Annotated in this window: 12 protein-coding genes; 2 read left to right on the forward strand and 10 right to left on the reverse strand. The window is 64.6% G+C overall.

Annotated elements, in window-relative coordinates; translation table 11 throughout:
• Positions 1–55 precede the first annotated feature (55 nt).
• From XH85_RS25110 to XH85_RS25135, 6 genes are all read right to left on the reverse strand, one after another.
• A complete protein-coding gene (locus tag XH85_RS25110) occupies positions 56–2,299 on the reverse strand; it encodes an O-linked N-acetylglucosamine transferase, SPINDLY family protein (protein WP_164940834.1) in 2,244 nt (747 codons plus the stop codon).
• Between the two features lie 101 nt (positions 2,300–2,400).
• Positions 2,401–4,641, reverse strand: coding sequence for an O-linked N-acetylglucosamine transferase, SPINDLY family protein (locus XH85_RS25115; RefSeq protein ID WP_164940140.1), 2,241 nt, complete (start codon positions 4,639–4,641; stop codon positions 2,401–2,403).
• Positions 4,642–4,740: 99 nt separating this feature from the next.
• A complete protein-coding gene (locus XH85_RS25120) occupies positions 4,741–5,478 on the reverse strand; it encodes an amino acid ABC transporter ATP-binding protein (protein WP_128933946.1) in 738 nt (245 codons plus the stop codon).
• A gap of 11 nt (positions 5,479–5,489) precedes the next feature.
• Positions 5,490–7,010 (reverse strand): amino acid ABC transporter permease, encoded by a 1,521-nt coding sequence (locus tag XH85_RS25125; protein WP_128933947.1) that lies wholly within the window; start codon positions 7,008–7,010, stop codon positions 5,490–5,492.
• Entirely contained in the window at positions 7,007–8,212 is a 1,206-nt protein-coding gene (locus XH85_RS25130; protein WP_128933948.1) for an amino acid ABC transporter permease, read from the reverse strand. Before XH85_RS25130 ends, XH85_RS25125 begins: the two co-directional genes overlap by 4 nt.
• A gap of 25 nt (positions 8,213–8,237) precedes the next feature.
• Entirely contained in the window at positions 8,238–9,254 is a 1,017-nt protein-coding gene (locus XH85_RS25135) for an amino acid ABC transporter substrate-binding protein (protein WP_128933949.1), read from the reverse strand.
• Positions 9,255–9,650: 396 nt separating this feature from the next.
• Between XH85_RS25135 and metC the strand changes: the two genes are divergently transcribed.
• A complete protein-coding gene (gene metC / locus XH85_RS25140; protein ID WP_128933950.1) occupies positions 9,651–10,835 on the forward strand; it encodes a cystathionine beta-lyase in 1,185 nt (394 codons plus the stop codon).
• Between the two features lie 175 nt (positions 10,836–11,010).
• Complete coding sequence (locus XH85_RS25145; RefSeq protein ID WP_128933951.1) at positions 11,011–12,702, forward strand: Na/Pi cotransporter family protein; 1,692 nt, start codon at positions 11,011–11,013, stop codon at positions 12,700–12,702.
• Between the two features lie 10 nt (positions 12,703–12,712).
• Here XH85_RS25145 and XH85_RS25150 read toward each other — a convergent pair whose 3' ends face one another.
• The 4 genes from XH85_RS25150 to XH85_RS25165 form a co-directional block, all read right to left on the reverse strand.
• Positions 12,713–13,051 carry a lipid-A-disaccharide synthase N-terminal domain-containing protein gene (locus tag XH85_RS25150; protein WP_128933952.1) on the reverse strand — a complete coding sequence of 113 codons (339 nt, stop codon included), beginning with the start codon at positions 13,049–13,051 and terminating at the stop codon, positions 12,713–12,715.
• Positions 13,048–13,785, reverse strand: a complete 738-nt coding sequence (locus XH85_RS25155) for a glycosyltransferase family 2 protein (RefSeq protein WP_128933953.1) — start codon at positions 13,783–13,785, stop codon at positions 13,048–13,050. Before XH85_RS25155 ends, XH85_RS25150 begins: the two co-directional genes overlap by 4 nt.
• Positions 13,786–13,849: 64 nt before the next feature.
• Positions 13,850–14,695, reverse strand: coding sequence for a phosphatase PAP2 family protein (locus XH85_RS25160; RefSeq protein ID WP_128933954.1), 846 nt, complete (start codon positions 14,693–14,695; stop codon positions 13,850–13,852).
• 1 nt (position 14,696) lies between these two features.
• The gene (locus tag XH85_RS25165) at positions 14,697–16,439 is read right to left on the reverse strand and encodes an ArnT family glycosyltransferase (protein WP_128933955.1); all 1,743 of its coding nucleotides are present in this window, start codon (positions 16,437–16,439) and stop codon (positions 14,697–14,699) included.
• Between the last annotated feature and the right edge of the window lie 11 nt (positions 16,440–16,450).

The raw sequence follows: 16,450 nt of genomic DNA on the forward strand, positions 1-16,450 counted from the left end.
TAGGATCCCTCACATCCGGAAAGCGCGCGCCCAAACGGCCCGCGCGGCCGGGTGTTTACACGACCTCGCCGCGTTCCGAGGCCGAGGCACAATAGTCGTGCCAGAACTGGCGATATCCCGCCTCGACCCTGCGCGTATAGATCTCGACATTGCCTGCCGGCGAGGCTGCGATCCGAGCTGGCAACTCCGCACGCAACTTCGCCAGATGCGCAGGCTGTGCCGCATATTTGCACGCGATTGCGGCGTAGCCCTCGTCGTCCTCGGCGACCCAGTCGTCGAGCCCAACGGCGGCCACGATGGCGCCACCGGCGCGCGACGAGGCGCCATTGCCGAGCTTTGCGACGACCGGAACGCCCGCATAGAGGGATTCCCAGGTGCTGACGCCGCCATTTTGCGGGAACGTATCGAGGGAGATGTCGACCTGCGCGAAGGCCAACAGGTGCTCGTGGCGTGGGGTCGAGCCCATGCAGATCACGTTCTCTTCGGCGATACCCTGCGCCACGAACCGCGCGATCAGATTGTCGCGCAGCAAGGAATCATCGAGCAAAGTATGCTTGATGATGATCTTCGATCCGGTCGCCTCGCGCATCACTTTCGCCCATACGCGGATTGCCTGGTCCGAGATCTTGTAGATGCGGTTGAACACACCGAAGGTGACATAGCCGTTGCGGAGCATGGGAAGCTCCGAAGGCGGCACATCCAGGATGGGATCGGTCGTGATCAGGCACGGCAGATCGTGAACCTTTTCGGCGAGCAGATGGCGCGCCGATTGCGGAATGAAGACCGGATCGGCGAGCACGTAGTCCATGGTCTGAAGGCCCGTACCGGTCGCGTGGCCGAAGCCCGTGACCTGGATGGGAGCCGGCTTGCGGGCGAATACGGGCAGCCTGTTGCCGGTCGAATGCCCGGACACGTCGATCAGGATATCGACATTGTCCGCCTGGATACGATCGGCCAGCTCGTCATCCGAAAGCTGCCAGGCGTCCACCCAGATATCCGCCAACGACTTGAATTCGGCGGTCATCTCGTCTCGCAACGGCGAGCACGAATAGCAGACGATTTCGAATTTGGCGTGATCATGATGGCGCAGCACCGGCAGCAGGCCGAACGCCGCCGAATGGTACCAGAACTCGGCAGCGACATAACCGATCACGATCCGCCTGTCAGGATCGAGCTGCCGTGCTGAGAGCTGCCTTTGCGGCAACCTTGCGCCGATCGCCTCCCACCAATATTTTCGCGCGGCCTGCTGGACCGCGAAATCGGCGTCGGAAAGAAAGTCCAGAAAGTGGATCTTCCGCGCAATCAGGTCCGCATGGTCCGGCGCGATTGCCAGCGCGGCGTCGAGATGCTCGATTGCGGATGCGATCTCGCCCTGGTTTGCAAAACAGGCGCTCAGCAACGTCATCGCGATCGCGGAGCGCGGATTTTCCTCGAGCAAGGTCTTGACGGCCGCAATCGCCTGCGCCGTGTTGCCCATGGCAAGCGCGACCTGCGCCTTTCCCTGCAAGGCCACCTCGAGCCTGGGCGAAAGCGCCAGTGCTGCATCGAAATCCGCTGCCGCCCGCTCCGAGCGCGACAGCTCGAGATGGAGCCGTCCGCGGTGTGCCAGGCCCTTCGCCGAATTGGGCCTGATCGTCAGCGCCGCGCCGAGCGCGGCTTCCGCCTCATCGTAGTGCTTGAGCTCGATACTGACCACGCCTTTGCCAACGAGCGCTTCCACGTGACGCGACTGAAACACCAATGCGCGCTCGAAACTTTGCTTGGCGCGGTCGAACTGGCGTAGCGTCAGCTCCGCCAAGCCACGATTGCAAAGCGCATCGGCATGGTCCGGCTTCAGGCGAATGGCGCGGTCGTACGCTTCGATCGCCTGTTCGGGCAGGTTCATGTGGAGCAAGGTATTACCGAGGCTGGTCAGGGCCTGCGGAAAATTCGGCTTCAGCGCGATCGCCCTCTCCTGACATGCGCGGGCGGCCTCAAATTGCCCGAGGCCGGAGTGTACGGTCGCGAGATTGTTATAGGCCTCATGCGAACGCGGCTCGAGCGCAATCGCGCGCGCGAGCAGCTGTTGCGCCTCCCCCAGGCGGCCGCCTTGATGCGCGCACAGGCCGAGCAGGTGCGTGGCGTCGAAATGATCGGGAATGGCTTGCAGGACCTGACGGCACAGCGCCTCGGTCTCCGCATATCGTCCCTGGCCATGGGCGCTCGCCGCGGCGGAGATGATGGCGTCCGCCTGCTTCTTCAATTTCTTCTGCAATCGCGCGTTCTGGAACGCGCGCGCGCCGGCGCCGCTGCTCTGCAAGGTATCTCTCCGGAGGATGGCCCGGAGCGAGTCTAACTGATTCGCAGCCGGCGCCGCCCCGTCAGCTGAACCAGTAACGCCCCGGGGCGCAACCGACCCGCTTATGCCAGCTCGCCGCCGTCCGAGGCGGCGGCACAATAATCGCGCCAGAACTGGCGGTAGCCCGCCTCGAGCTCACGCGTGTAGATCTCGACATTGCCGGCCGGCGAGGCTGCAATCTGAGCCGGCAACTGCGCGCGCAACTTCGCGAGATGATCGGGCTGCGTCGCAAATTTGCGCGCGATCTCGATATAGCCCTCGTCATCCTCGGCGACCCAGTCGCCGAGACCGACGGCGGCCACGATGGAGGCGCCGGCACGCGACGACGCCCCATTGCCGAGCTTGGCCACCACCGGAACGCCCTTGTAGAGCGATTCCCAGGTGCTGATGCCGCCATTTTGCGGGAACGTATCGAGGGAAATATCGACCTGGGCAAAAGCCGCCAGGTGGTCGTTGCGCGAGGTGGTGCCCAGGCAGCTGATGTTCTCCTCGGCAACGCCCTGCGCCACGAAGCGCGCGACCAGGCTATCGCGCAGCAATTGGTCATCGAGCAAACCATGCTTGAGGATGATCTTCGATCCCGGCAGCTCTCGCATCAAGCGCGACCACACACGGATCGCATCGTCCGATATCTTGTAGATGCGGTTGAACACGCCGAAGGTGACGTAGCCGTTGCGGAGCATCGGCAGCTCGGAAGGCGCCAGATCCGAGACGGGCTCCATCGTGATCAGGCACGGCAGATCGTGGATCTTTTCGGCAAACAAATGCCGAACCGATGGCGGAATGAAAATGGGATCCGCGAGCACATAGTCCATGGTCTGCATGCCCGTGCCCGTCGCGTGTCCGAAGCCGGTGGCCTGGATCGGGGCCGGCTTCCGCGCGAAGACCTGCAGCCTGTTACCGGTCGTGTGGCCCGAAACGTCGATGAGGATGTCGACATTGTCGGCCTGAATGCGATCGGCGAGTTCGTCGTCCGATAGCTGCCAGGCGTCGACCCAGACGTCCGCCATTTGCTTGAACTTGGCGGTGTACTCGTCCTCTCCCGGCCAAGAGTAGTAGCAGATGATTTCAAATCGGGCGTGATCATGATGGCGCAGCACCGGCAGCAAAGTGAGGCCCGCCGAGTGCTGCCGGAATTCGGCAGCGACATAGCCGACAACGATCCGCTTTTCCGGATCAAGCGGGCGCTTCGGCAGCTCCCTTCGCAGCATCTTGGAGCCGATCAAGTCCCACCAGTCTCGTCGGACCGCCTGCTGGACCACGAAATCGGCTTCGGCGCGGTAGTCCTGCAAGAAGATCTTGCCCCTGATCGCATCCCCATAGTCCGGTCGGATCGCAAGCGCACGATCGAGATATTCGATCGCGGAGTCCATGTCCCCCTGGTTCGAATAAGCGAAGCCCATCAGCGCCAACCCCATCTCGGAGCGCGGATTTCGCTCGATCAAGGTCGTCGCGGCCGCCATCGCCTGCGCGGTCTTTCCCATGACGAGGCAGGCCTGCGCCTTGCCCCGGAGCGCCAGTTCGAGCTTGGGCGAAATGGCAAGCGCCGCCTCGAAATCCGCAAGCGCGGGCTCCAGGCGCTGCAGCTCGTAACTGAGGCGCCCGCGTTGGGCCAGGATCCTTGGCGCGCCGGGCTTGATCGCGAGCGCCATGGCAAACTTGGCTGCCGCCTCCTCGTGGTGCCGCAGCTCCATGCTGACCATGCCGCTGCCGACGATGGCCTCGGCGTGACGCGGCTGAAACAGCAGGGCGCGATCGAAACTTTCCTTGGCGCGAGTGACCTGTCCAAGCAAGATCTCGACCATGCCGCGATTGCAGAACGCATCGGCATAATCCGGCTTCAACTTGATGGCGCGTTCGTGCAGCTCGAGCGCCTGTCCGTACTGCCCCAAATGCATCAGCGTATTGCCGAGGTTGGTCAGCGCCACCGCGAAATTCGGCTTCAGCGCGATGGCCCTCTCCTGACACCGCCGCGCCTCTTCGTAATTGCCGAGGTCGAAATGCACGGTGGCGAGATTGTTATGGGCATCGTGCAGGCGCGGATCGAGCTCGATCACGCGCTCAAGCAGTTGTTGCGCCTCCTCCAGGCGCCGGCCGTCATGCGCGCACATACCGAACAAGTGCATGGCGTCGACATGATTCGGAATCGCTTTCAGGATCTCACGGCAGAGCGCCTCGGTTTCGGCAAATCTGCCCTGGCCATAGGCGGCGGCCGCGGCGAAGAGGATGGCATCCGCCTGCTTCATCAATTTCTTCTGCAATCGCGCGTTCTGGAATGCGCGCGCGCCGCCGCTGCCCTGCAAGGTGTCTCTCCGGAGGATTGCCCGGAAAGAGTCTAACTGATTCGCGGCCAGGGCCGGCCGATCAGCTGGACCGGAGACGCCCCCGGGATTTCCCGGGGCTCAGCGCAGGATCTGGCTCAGGAAAAGCTTGGTGCGGGCGTGCTGCGGGGCGGCGAAGAATTCTTTCGGCGTGTTGGCCTCGATGATCTGGCCGGCGTCCATGAACACGACGCGGTTGGCGACCTCGCGGGCAAAGCCCATCTCGTGGGTGACGACCAGCATGGTCATGCCCTCCTCGGCGAGATCGACCATGGTGTCGAGCACCTCCTTGACCATTTCGGGGTCGAGCGCCGAGGTTGGCTCGTCGAACAGCATCACCTTCGGGTTCATGGTCAGCGCACGGGCGATCGCGACGCGCTGCTGCTGGCCGCCGGACATCTGGCCGGGAAACTTGTTGGCCTGGTGCGGGATCTTGACCCGCTCCAGGAATTTCATGGCGGCCTCCTCGGCATCCTTCTTGGGTATGTTGCGCACCCAGATCGGCGCCAGCGTGCAATTATCGAGGACCGTGAGATGCGGGAACAGATTGAAGCTCTGAAACACCATGCCGACTTCGCGTCGCACCGCATCGATATGCTTGAGGTTCGGACCGAGCTCGATGCCGTCGACGACGATCTCGCCCTCCTGGAATTCCTCGAGCGCGTTGATGCAGCGGATTAGCGTCGACTTGCCCGAGCCCGAGGGCCCGCAGATCACGATGCGCTCGCCCTTGTGGACATCGAGGTCGATGTCGCGCAGGACGTGAAAGTCGCCGTACCATTTGTTGAGGCCGGAAATCTTGACGATGGGGTCGGACATGGTGAGCTCCATCAGTTGCGGCGGTGAGCGTTGAGGCGGTGCTCGACGAACAGCGAGTAGCGCGACATTCCAAAGCAGAAGATGAAATAGATGACGCCGGCAAAGGCAAAGCCGGTGAACGCGGTCGACGGCGTCGACCATTTCGGATCCGAGAACGAGGCGCGGAGCGAGCCGAGGAGATCGAACAGCGCCACGATCGAGACCAACGAGGTGTCCTTGAACAGCGAGATGAAGCTGTTGACCAGGTTCGGAATGACGTGGCGCAGCGCCTGCGGCAACACGATCAGCGAGGTCGTCTTCCACCAGGAGAGCCCCAGGGCAGCGGCCGCCTCGCCCTGCCCGCGCGGAATCGCGGCCAAGCCGCCGCGGACGTTCTCGGCCTGATAAGCGCCCGTGAACAGCGCAATCCCGATCAGGGCGCGCACGAGCCCGTCGACGGTGAAATTGCCGGGCAGGAACAAAGGCAGCATATAGGTTGCGAAGAACAGCACGGTGATCAGCGGCACGCCGCGCCAGAATTCGATGAAGGCGATCGAGAAGATCCGGATCAGTGGAATGGTGGAACGGCGGCCGAGCGCCAGCGCGACACCGATCGGCAACGAGGTGACGATGCCGGTGACGGAGACCACCAGCGTCACCAGAAGGCCACCCCACAAATTCGTTGCCACAACAGGCAATCCCCCACTGTCGAGGCCCATCAGCTTGATGACGATCGCGATGCCAATGAAGGCGGCGATGCTGGATGCCAGAGCCCGCCCGCCGGTGCGAACGCCGCCGCCAAGAACGAAGGCGATCAGGCAGACAATCGCGGCCGTGATGGCGAAATCGGCCCAGACCGGCTGCCCCGTCTCCTGGATCTGATCACGCAGCCAGGTGAGCGGGAAGATCAGCCAGGAGATCGCCGTGCCGACCAGCACGATGAGGCTTCCGACGGCCCACAGCAGCGGTGCGATGGCGGACGTCTTGCTGAGATTGAGCAGCGCCTGCCCGGCGCCGATGAGGCTCTCGTCGAACAGTTGCAGCAGGCCGACCGTCCAGCTCAGGCCCAATCCCTTGATGCCGCCGCCGTGCAACAGGAAGAATGCCACCACCGGAAGGGCGATGAAGAACAGGCTGGCATTCAGCCCCTTCGCGGGCAGCCTGGGAATGAGCAGCGGCGCCAGCAGGACCACCGCCAAGACGAACGTGAGATTGACCCGCCAGCGCTCGGCCTCGGGATAGAAGCCATAGACCAGTTGCGGCAGCTTGGCCTGGATGTAGGGCCAGCAGGCGCCGACCGCAAAACCAGCGTTCTCGGCAAGGCAAGCCGTGCGATCGTTGCCGGTCCAGACCGCATCGACCATCAGGAATTTGACGGAGGGAACGATGGTGAACCAGAGCAGCAGGGCGCCCACGATCGTGAGCAGGATGTTGGTCGGCGAGTTGAACAGGCGGGTTCGCAGCACGCCGATGAAGCCCGTGGTCTTGACCGGCGCGGGACGCTCGGCGACCAGGTCCCGACGAACGAAGGCGGACGTCGCAATATCGCTCATGCGCCGAGGCTCCGGCTGACGCGCCAACCGTAGACGCTCATGATCGCGCTGGTGACGAGGGAGATCAGGAGGTAGACGCCCATCGTCATGGCGATGATCTCGATCGCCTGGCCGGTCTGGCTCAGCGAGGTGCCGGCGAATACCGACACCAGGTCAGGATAGCCGATCGCGACCGCGAGCGAGGAATTTTTCGTGAGGTTGAGGTATTGGTTGGTCAGCGGCGGCACGATGACGCGCATGGCCTGCGGCACGACGATCAGCCGGAGCGTGGTGCCGCGGCTCAGGCCCAGCGAGGACCCCGCCTCCATCTGCCCCCTATGGACGGACAGGATGCCGGCGCGCACGATCTCGGCGATGAAGGCGGCGGTATAGGTCGATAGCGCCAAGGTCAGCGCCACGAACTCCGGGATGATGCGCGAGCCGCCGGCGAAATTGAACCCTTTGAGCTGCGGCAGCTCGACGGTGAAAGGCAAACCGAACACCAGGATGGTGGCGAGTGGCAGCCCGAACAGCAGACCCAGCACGTAAGGCCAGATCCGGATCATCCGGCCTTCCTGAAACAGCGCGCGCCGCGCATAGATGCGCAAGGCCAGCGCCGCGACGATGCCAAGCGCCAGCATCGCCAGGAACGGCTCGAGACCGCTCTCGCCGATCGGGCTGGGAACCACGAGGCCGCGATTGCTGAGGAAGGCAATGCCGAGCAGCGAAATGCTCTGCCGCGGATTGGGCAACGCCGCGAGCACCGCGAGGTACCAGAACAGGATCTGGAATAGCAGCGGCAGGTTGCGGATGAGCTCGACATAGATTTCGCCGACGCGCGACAAGAGCCAGTTCGGCGACAGCCGGCACAGCGCGACGATGAAGCCGATCACGGTGGCGAAGACGATGCCGACCACCGAGACCACGAGCGTGTTCAGGAGCCCGACCACGAACACGCGCAGGAACGTGTCCGAGCCGGTGTAGGGAATCAGGGTCTGATTGACATCGAAGCCGGCATTGTTGCGGAGGAAGCCGAAGCCGGCGGCGATGTGCTGGTTTTCGAGGTTGGCGCGGGCGTTGGAGACGATCTCATAGCCGATCCAGCCCAGGATCGCCGCGAAGGCAAACTGGACGGCAATGCCGTTCCAGCCTGCCTTGCCGCCCAGCACACGCCTGATCTTCAGCGCGATCTGGGGCGGCGGTTTACGGGCCTCGGTGCTCATCGCCGCAAGCTGCGGATCAGGGTGATCAGCGGATCGGCGGCGCGTACTGGAGACCGCCCTTGTTCCAGAGATTGTTGAGACCGCGGTTGATGGCCAGCGGCGAGCCCGAGCCGACGTTGCGGTCGAACACCTCGCCGTAATTGCCGACCGCCTTCACGATCCGTACCACCCAGTCCTTGGTCAGGCCGAGCTGTTCGCCGAAATTACCGTCGCTGCCGAGCACGCGCTTCAGCTCCGGGCTTTCCAGCTTCGCCTTCTCGTCGACGTTCTTCGAGGTCACGCCGAGCTCTTCAGCCGTGATCATCGCAAACAGCGTCCATTTCACGATGTCGAACCACTGGTCGTCGCCGTGGCGCACCATCGGCCCGAGCGGCTCCTTCGAGATGATTTCGGGGAGCACCATATGGTCGTTGGGATTGGCGAGCTTGAGGCGGTTGGCGTACAGGCCCGACTGGTCGGTGGTGAAGACGTCGCAGCGGCCGGCTTCATAGGCCTTGACCGTTTCGTCATTGGTGCTGAACGCGATCACCTCGTACTTCATGTTGTTGGCCTTGAAGTAGTCGGCGAGATTTTGCTCGGTGGTGGTGCCGGTCTGCACGCAGACCGATGCGCTATTGAGCTCGAGCGCGGAATTCACCTTGAGGGACTTCTTCACCATGAAGCCCTGCCCGTCATAATAGGTCACGCCGGTGAAGTTGGCGCCGAGCGAGGTGTCGCGCGAGATGGTCCAGGTGGTGTTGCGCGAGAGCACGTCGATCTCGCCGGATTGCAGCGCCGTGAAGCGGTCCTTGGCGGACAGCGGCACGTATTTGACCTTGGTCGGATCGTTGAAGATGGCCCCGGCGATGGCGCGGCAGACGTCGACGTCGAGCCCGGTCCAGTTGCCCTTGTCGTCGGGCGATGAGAAGCCCGGCAGGCCCTGGCTGACGCCGCAGGACAGCATGCCCCGGTCCTTGACGGTCTTGAGCGTTTGCGCATCGGCGGCCTGCGCGGTGAGGCCGGCGGCGAGAGCCAGAGTGAGAGCCAGGGTTACGCGTTTCATGGGCTTCGGGCCTTTCAAAATCGTCTCAAGTGTCGGGAACGTTGTCTTTGGGTCATCTCTGCCAGGGCTAATCGTACCAAGGCTAGCCTTGCAAGACTCATGCTGGCCAACCTAGCCGAACACCCGCCGATCCCGGGAGGCCATACCTTCATCCCCGCCGAAAGGCGCCCGCCATTATGGCTGTAGCGCAAAGTCCGGTCAGGCGATGGATCGAAGGTCGCGGCAGGCCCCTCAACATGCGGCGACTGAATAGCACCTGCGCATCACAGAACGACTGGCGTGCCGGGTCAAGGGGTTGACGGGACTCTTCTGTGTTCTGTTATTAACGACGGCGGCCTTTCGGCCAGCCCGCGGGCGCGACGCGCCCGCTGGAAACGCGGTTTTGAAAGCAGACGCATGGATTCCTCGCACCCCTCCCAGCAGCAGGCCGAGACCCGGCTGGTCACCTCCGGCCGCGACACCAAGGCGCAGAAGGGGTTCGTCAATCCGCCGGTATTTCACGGCTCGACCGTGCTCTATCCGACCGCCGAGGACCTGCACGCCCATCGCGGCGAGTTCACGTATGGCCGCCACGGTTCCCCCACCACGAAGGCCTTCCAGGAGACGCTGATGGCGCTGGAGGGGCCGCAATGCGCCGGCGTCGGCATCGTGCCGTCGGGACTGTCGGCGATCTCGACCACCCTGCTCTCGGTGCTGAAGGCCGGCGACCATCTCCTGGTCTGCGACAACGTCTATCGGCCCTCGCGCAATTTCTGCAACGGCATGCTCACCCGCTATGGCATCGAGACCACCTATTTCGATCCGCTGATCGGCGCCGGCATCGACAAGCTGCTCAAGCCCAACACCCGCGCCGTTCTGGTGGAGGCGCCAGGCTCGCAATCGTTCGAGATGCCCGACATCCGCGCCATCGCCGAGATTGCCCATGGTCGCGGCGCGCTCGTCATCGACGACAACACCTGGGCGACGCCGCTCTATCACCGCTCGCTCGAACAGGGCGTCGACATCAGCATGCAGGCGGCCACCAAATATATCGGTGGCCATTCCGACATCATGTTCGGCACCATCTCGGCCAACGCCAAGGCTTGGCCGATGGTCGCCGAAGGCATTCGCCTGCTCGGCGTCTGTGCCGGCCCCGACGACGTCTTCCTGGCGCTGCGCGGTCTGCGCACGCTGTCGGTGCGGCTGGCGCAGCATCATCGTTCGGGGCTCGACATGGCGCGCTGGCTCGCCGCCAGACCCGAGGTTGCGCGCGTATTGCATCCGGCACTCGAAACCGATCCCGGCCATGCGATCTGGAAGCGTGACTTCACGGGCGCGTCCGGCCTGTTCAGCATCGTGCTGAAGCCGGCGCCGCAGAAGGCGGTCGACACCATGCTCGACACGCTCAAGCTATTCGGCATGGGCTTCTCCTGGGGCGGCTTCGAGAGCCTCGTGATTCCCTTCGATTGCGACGCCTACCGCACCGCGACCAAGTGGGCGCCCGGTGGCCCGACGCTGCGCCTGCACATCGGGCTCGAGAGCGTCGACGACCTCAAGGCCGATCTCGACCGCGGCTTCGCTGCTCTCAAGGCGGCAATGTGAGCCTGCTCACAGGGCATCGTGCGCGAGGACGCGGCATCGCGCCGGCGGACGCGCAATCGCGCGCCGCGGGAACGTGCACGCGCCGTAAACGTTAACGGCGACGCGCCAACAAATGATTTGATCCGCCGACGTTTGGCGCTAGCCTCACCAATCGACTCCAATCCGGACACGGAGCATGGGAACGTTGGTTCTGCTTGATCTCATGGGCGGCGTTGCGCTGTTGTTGTGGGGCCTGCACATGGTCCACAGCGGGATCTTGCGCGCCTTCGGTCCCGACCTGCGGCGCCTGCTCAGCAAGGCGCTGAGCAACCGCGTCAGCGCATTCGCCGCCGGCCTCGGGCTCACCGCCCTGCTCCAAAGCAGCACGGCGACCGCCCTGATCACGAGCTCGTTCGCCGCCGAGGGTCTCGTTAGCCTGGCCGCCGCGCTCGCCATCATGCTCGGGGCCAATGTCGGCACGACGCTGATCGTGCAGGTGCTATCGTTCAACATCGCAGCCGTTGCGCCGGTGCTGTTCGTGCTCGGCCTCGTCGCCTTCCGCTCAGGCCCGCGATCGCGGATCAAGGACATCGGCCGCGTCTGCATTGGCCTCGGCCTGATGCTGCTCTCGCTGCACATTCTGCTCGACACGCTGGCGCCGGCGGAGAACGCGCCCGGCGTCCGCGTCGTGATGTCGGCCATAACAGGCGATCCCATTCTGTGCATCGTCATCGCGGCTCTCATCACCTGGGCGGTGCATTCGAGCGTCGCCAGCGTCCTGCTGATCATGTCGCTGGCCTATTCGCAGTTCGTGACGCCTTATGCGGCCCTCGCACTGGTGCTCGGAGCCAATCTCGGCAGCGCCATCAATCCCGTGTTCGAGGGCGCCAGGCGCGACGATCCCGCGAGCTACCGCCTGCCGGTCGGCAATCTCGTCAACCGCGTGATCGGGATTGCCGTGGTCCTGCCCTTCCTGGGCGTGATCGCCGAGCACATGCACGCCTGGCAGCCCGATCTCGCCCGGATGACAGCCGCCTTCCACATCGCCTTCAACGTCGGCACCGCCGTCCTCTTCATCGGCCTGCTCGATATCATGTCGCGCCTGTTGACCCGGCTGCTGCCCGATCGCGTCAAGGAGGCCGATCCGGCCCGCCCGCGTTATCTCGACGAGACCGCGCTGGAGACGCCGTCACTGGCGCTCGCCGACGCCGCCCGCGAAACCTTGCGCATGGGCGACCTCGTCGAGGTCATGCTGCGCAAGGTGATGGCCGCGATGATGACCGGCGACCGCGCGCTGGTCGACCAGGTCTCGAAAACGGACAATCTCGTCGACGGTCTCGACGAGGCCATCAAGCTCTACGTGACGAAACTCATGCGGGGCAGCCTCGACGAGAGCGAAGGGCGGCGCGCGATGGAGATCATCTCCTTCGCCATCAACCTCGAGCATATCGGCGATATCATCGACAAGAGCCTGAGCGAGCTCGCCACCAAGAAGATCAAGCGGCGCTTCCAGTTCTCGGCCGAGGGGGCCGAGGAGCTCGCCGCTTTCCACAAGCGCACGATGGATTCGCTGCGGATCGCCTTCGGCGTCTTCATGTCGGGTGACGCCAATGAGGCGCGCAAGCTGCTGGTGGAGAAGACGGCGCTGCGCAATACCGAGCTTGCCGCCGTCGAGCGCCATCTGGATCGGCTGCGCGAGGGCCGCCCCGAGACCATCGAGACCACGTCGCTGCATCTGGACGTGCTACGTGATCTGCGCCGCATCCACTCGCATATCTGCTCGGTCGCCTACCCCGTGCTGGACGCGGCCGGCGAACCCTATCGCCGGCACGAGGCCGATCAAGCCGCCCTGCCCGCGTCAGGCGCGGCGTCTGCGTTGCCGCGCTAGCGCTCCTAGGTCAGCGGTCCAGCGTCTTAGAGGCGCTGCCGCGGTTCTTCACGATCAGCATGATGTTGCGGATATAGATGATGGTCGCGAGCGCCTGTCCAAGGATGATGACCGGCTCGCGCTTCACGACGCCGTAGACCAGCGTCATCAGCCCGCCGCCCATGGAGCAGAACCAGAACGCCATCGGCACCACGCTGTTGCCGGCCCGTTCGCTCGCGATCCACTGCACCAGGAAGCGCGCGGTGAAGAACAATTGTGCGACGAGGCCGAACGCGAGCCAGAAATCGAACTTGGCGACGAAGACGTCGTAGATATAGTTGCTCAGCGCCTGACCGTATTGGATGATCATGCGTTCACCTCGGTCACATCTGGCGTCGTCTTCTTGCGGCGGATCAGCCACCACACGCCGGCGAGATCCATGATGCCGATCCACAGCCGGTCGAAAAAGCCGTAATTCGACACGCCGGAACGGCGCGGCCGGTCGATCACGTCGACATAGGCAATGTCGTAGCCTTCGCGGCGGACCAGCGCCGGCAGGAAGCGATGCAGCCCGTCGAAATAGGGCAGCATCAGGAACACGTCGCGCCGGAACGCCTTCAGGCCGCAGCCGGTGTCGCGCGTGCCATCCTTCAGGATCGCGTTGCGAACGCCGTTCGCCACGCGCGACTGTAACTTCTTGAAGCCGGTGTCCTTGCGCCCGATCCGCTGGCCGGCGGCGAGCCCGACGCGCCCTGCTCCCTTCTCGACCGCCGCGATCAGGTCCGGCAGGAATGCAGGATTGTTCTGGCCGTCGCCGTCGAGCGTGGCAACGATCACCCCGCGCGCCGCACGCACACCACTGCGCACGGCTGCCGATTGGCCGCCCGATCTCGCATGGCGGAGCTGACGCAGATTGCCCCGCTGCTTCATGATGCCGGCAAGCCGCTCGCCGGTCGCATCCGTCGAGCCGTCGTTGACGTAGATGATCTCATAGGCCCAGCGGCCATCGAGCGCCGCCGTGATCTCCTCGATCAAGGGCGCGATGTTGTCGGCTTCGTTGCGCACGGGAACGACGATGGAAACCGATGGCTGGGACGTCGACAAATCAAGGCTCGTGGTTGGAATTGGCCTGCCTCCAAGGAACCGGCGCCCCGGCAGGCAGCCGCTTTTATGGGGCGGATGCCCCGTGGGCAACCCTTTTGAGACGGCTCGATACCGCCCCGGGAAGCGGCACGATCGTGCCGTCCGCGCGGATGGCAAAGCCCAGCCTTCGAGCCGCGAACCAATAGCGGACGGCCAAGGCGCCGACCGTGCCGACCATGGCGCCGGCCACGACGTCGCTCGGGTGGTGCGCGAGCAGCACCAAACGCGTCAAAAGGATCACGATTGCGTAAGTGAACATGAACACGCGCAGGCGCGGCCACAATGCTGATACAGCAAACGCCAAGGCGAACGCTGCCACTGCGTGGCCCGACGGCAGGCTGGCGTAAGCCCCCGTTCCCTCGAACGGGATGAAGTTGAACGGATTGGCCTGTCCGCCGACGAACGGACGTCCGCGTCCGATGAGATATTTCAGGATCTCGGCGACCAACGCTGACACGGCAACCGACAGAAACATGAATTGCAGCCGCGTGCCGAGGCCAAGCAGCAGCGCACGGCGAGTCCCGTGCAGCGCTGCCGCAACGAATGCCACAGCCACAAGCGCAGCCCCCAGCACCGACAGCACATACTCGTCCTTTCCGAAATCGGTGAGGATGCGGATTGGCCACAGGCTTGGCGTGCCCCGCGCCGGCATCAGCTGGATCTCGGTCAGATCGAACGCGACCATCAGCACGATGACTAGTGCTGCGCCCGCTGCACTGAGCCAGAGCGAATGCCGCGCCAGCTTTCGGGCGGCCTCGGCGCGGCGCGAATGCGAGGGCGTGCGCACGAGTTGCGCCAGCGCATGCCAGGACACGGCGAGCACTTGCGCGGGATAGCCTGCAGGCGGCCCAATGTCGTTCGGGGCCCGCATCCTATTCGGTGCCTTCCGAGCGGAAGATCGAGATCGCGATCGCGCGCCCTTGCGAGAAATTATAGCCCTCGATGCGCGTACCGACCTTGTAGCGCAGCCCGATCGCCTCGGCGCGCTGCACGAAGCTACGCTCGGAGCGTTGCTCGATCAGCGCGAAGCGACAGCTGCCCTGCCGCATGAAGTCGGCCGCGCCCGAGCCGTCGGTGAGCAGCGTCTGCGTGCCCGTCAGGAACACGAGGCTCGGTTCGTGATAGCCGGCAGCAGCCGCCTTCGGTCCGACGCAGGTGACGTTGCGAAGCGCGCGCGCGATCTCGATGCTCGGAAACAGCGGGGTCAGCGACGGCAGCACGATGCCGTAGACCGTCACCGCCAGCATCAGCGCGGCGACCAGCGCGTTCAGCAGCGAGCGCTCGGCGCGATTGTTGTCGTAGAGCCACCAGGCGAACAGGCCTAAGATCAGCGATGCCGCGATGAACGGCCAGGCCACGAAGGCCGGCTGGCGCGTCAGCATCACCGCGCCGACCACGGCGATGATCGAGGCGGCCGCGGGGATCGCGAACCACCAGGCCGAGCCGCGCATCAGCCAGGACCGCGACAGCACGCGCCGTTCCACCGCTCCCGCGGTGAGGATCGCGATCGCGGGGTACAACGGCAGGACATAGTGCGGCAGCTTGGTCAGCACGGCTTCGAACACGATCCACGACGGGACCAGCCAGGCCAGCAGGAACTGCGCGCCGGGCTCGCGCCGTGCCCGCCAGACCGCGGGCGCTGCCATGGCCGCGAGCGGCGCGCCCGGCCAGAAGGTGATCCAGAACAGCGCGAGGTACAGACCAGGAGGTGCGCCGTGGGATTCCTGGGCGCCTATCTTGCTCAGCATGTCGCCGCCGACGGAATCGGCGAAGAAGGCATCGCCCGCGCGCCAGAAGATCGCGACGAACCAGGGCAGCACCAGCACCAGCATCCACATCAGGCCCCAGACCGGACGCAGCCGCCATAGCCAGGAGGCATCGCGGTCCTGGATCGCGAGCGCGACGATGGTCAGGCCGGCAAACATCAGGATCAGCGGACCCTTGATCAAGATGCCGACGGCAAGCGCGCTCCAGAAGATCGCCGGCCAGCTCCAGGGCGGATGGGTCTCATCTTCCGCTCGCTGCCAGGACAGATAGGCCCGCGCCATCGCCCCCATCGCGGCGACCACGCAGAACAGCAGCATCGCATCGGTCTTGGCGAGACGCGCCTCGACACCGAGCAGCACCGAGGCGCACATCATCAGCGCCGCCAGCACCGCGGCGCGCCGCGTGACGAAACCAAGCGCGGCCCAATAGGTCATGAGCACGGCACCGATCGCTCCCAACAGCGATGGCAGCCGGTAGACCCAGATGCGCAATTCGGCCTTCGGCAGCTTGAGCGCCGCAGCGGTTTCGACCGCGGCCGATTGCAGCCAGTAGATGCCGACCGGCTTCTTGTAGCGGACATCCTCCTGGAAGCGGATGTCGACATAGTCGCCACTCTCGACCATCTGCTTCGTGGCCTGGGCAAAGCGCGCTTCGTCGCGGTCGATCGGCGGGATGGTGAAGAAGCCCGGCAGGAATAGCAGCAGTGCGCACAGCACCAGGAAGCCGACCGCACGGGCGTGGCTGGCCGTGACGATATCGAGCATGCGCACGAGCCCGCTGCCTGGATTGGCGGGCGATTTCGGCTCGCGGGGGGCTCCAAAACGGGGCGTTGGGTAGGTCTCGGCCATTGGTTCCGCTT

Source organism: Bradyrhizobium zhanjiangense (assembly GCF_004114935.1).
In the GTDB taxonomy this organism is placed as follows: domain Bacteria; phylum Pseudomonadota; class Alphaproteobacteria; order Rhizobiales; family Xanthobacteraceae; genus Bradyrhizobium; species Bradyrhizobium zhanjiangense.

Coding starts and splice junctions, on each gene's coding strand:
- XH85_RS25120 (WP_128933946.1), bottom strand. CDS start 5,478: ATGTCCGACCCCATCGTCAAGATTTCCGGCCTCAACAAATGGTACGGC.
- XH85_RS25125 (WP_128933947.1), bottom strand. CDS start 7,010: ATGAGCGATATTGCGACGTCCGCCTTCGTTCGTCGGGACCTGGTCGCC.
- XH85_RS25130 (WP_128933948.1), bottom strand. CDS start 8,212: ATGAGCACCGAGGCCCGTAAACCGCCGCCCCAGATCGCGCTGAAGATC.
- XH85_RS25135 (WP_128933949.1), bottom strand. CDS start 9,254: ATGAAACGCGTAACCCTGGCTCTCACTCTGGCTCTCGCCGCCGGCCTC.
- metC (WP_128933950.1), top strand. CDS start 9,651: ATGGATTCCTCGCACCCCTCCCAGCAGCAGGCCGAGACCCGGCTGGTC.
- XH85_RS25145 (WP_128933951.1), top strand. CDS start 11,011: ATGGGAACGTTGGTTCTGCTTGATCTCATGGGCGGCGTTGCGCTGTTG.
- XH85_RS25150 (WP_128933952.1), bottom strand. CDS start 13,051: ATGATCATCCAATACGGTCAGGCGCTGAGCAACTATATCTACGACGTC.
- XH85_RS25160 (WP_128933954.1), bottom strand. CDS start 14,695: ATGCGGGCCCCGAACGACATTGGGCCGCCTGCAGGCTATCCCGCGCAA.
- XH85_RS25165 (WP_128933955.1), bottom strand. CDS start 16,439: ATGGCCGAGACCTACCCAACGCCCCGTTTTGGAGCCCCCCGCGAGCCG.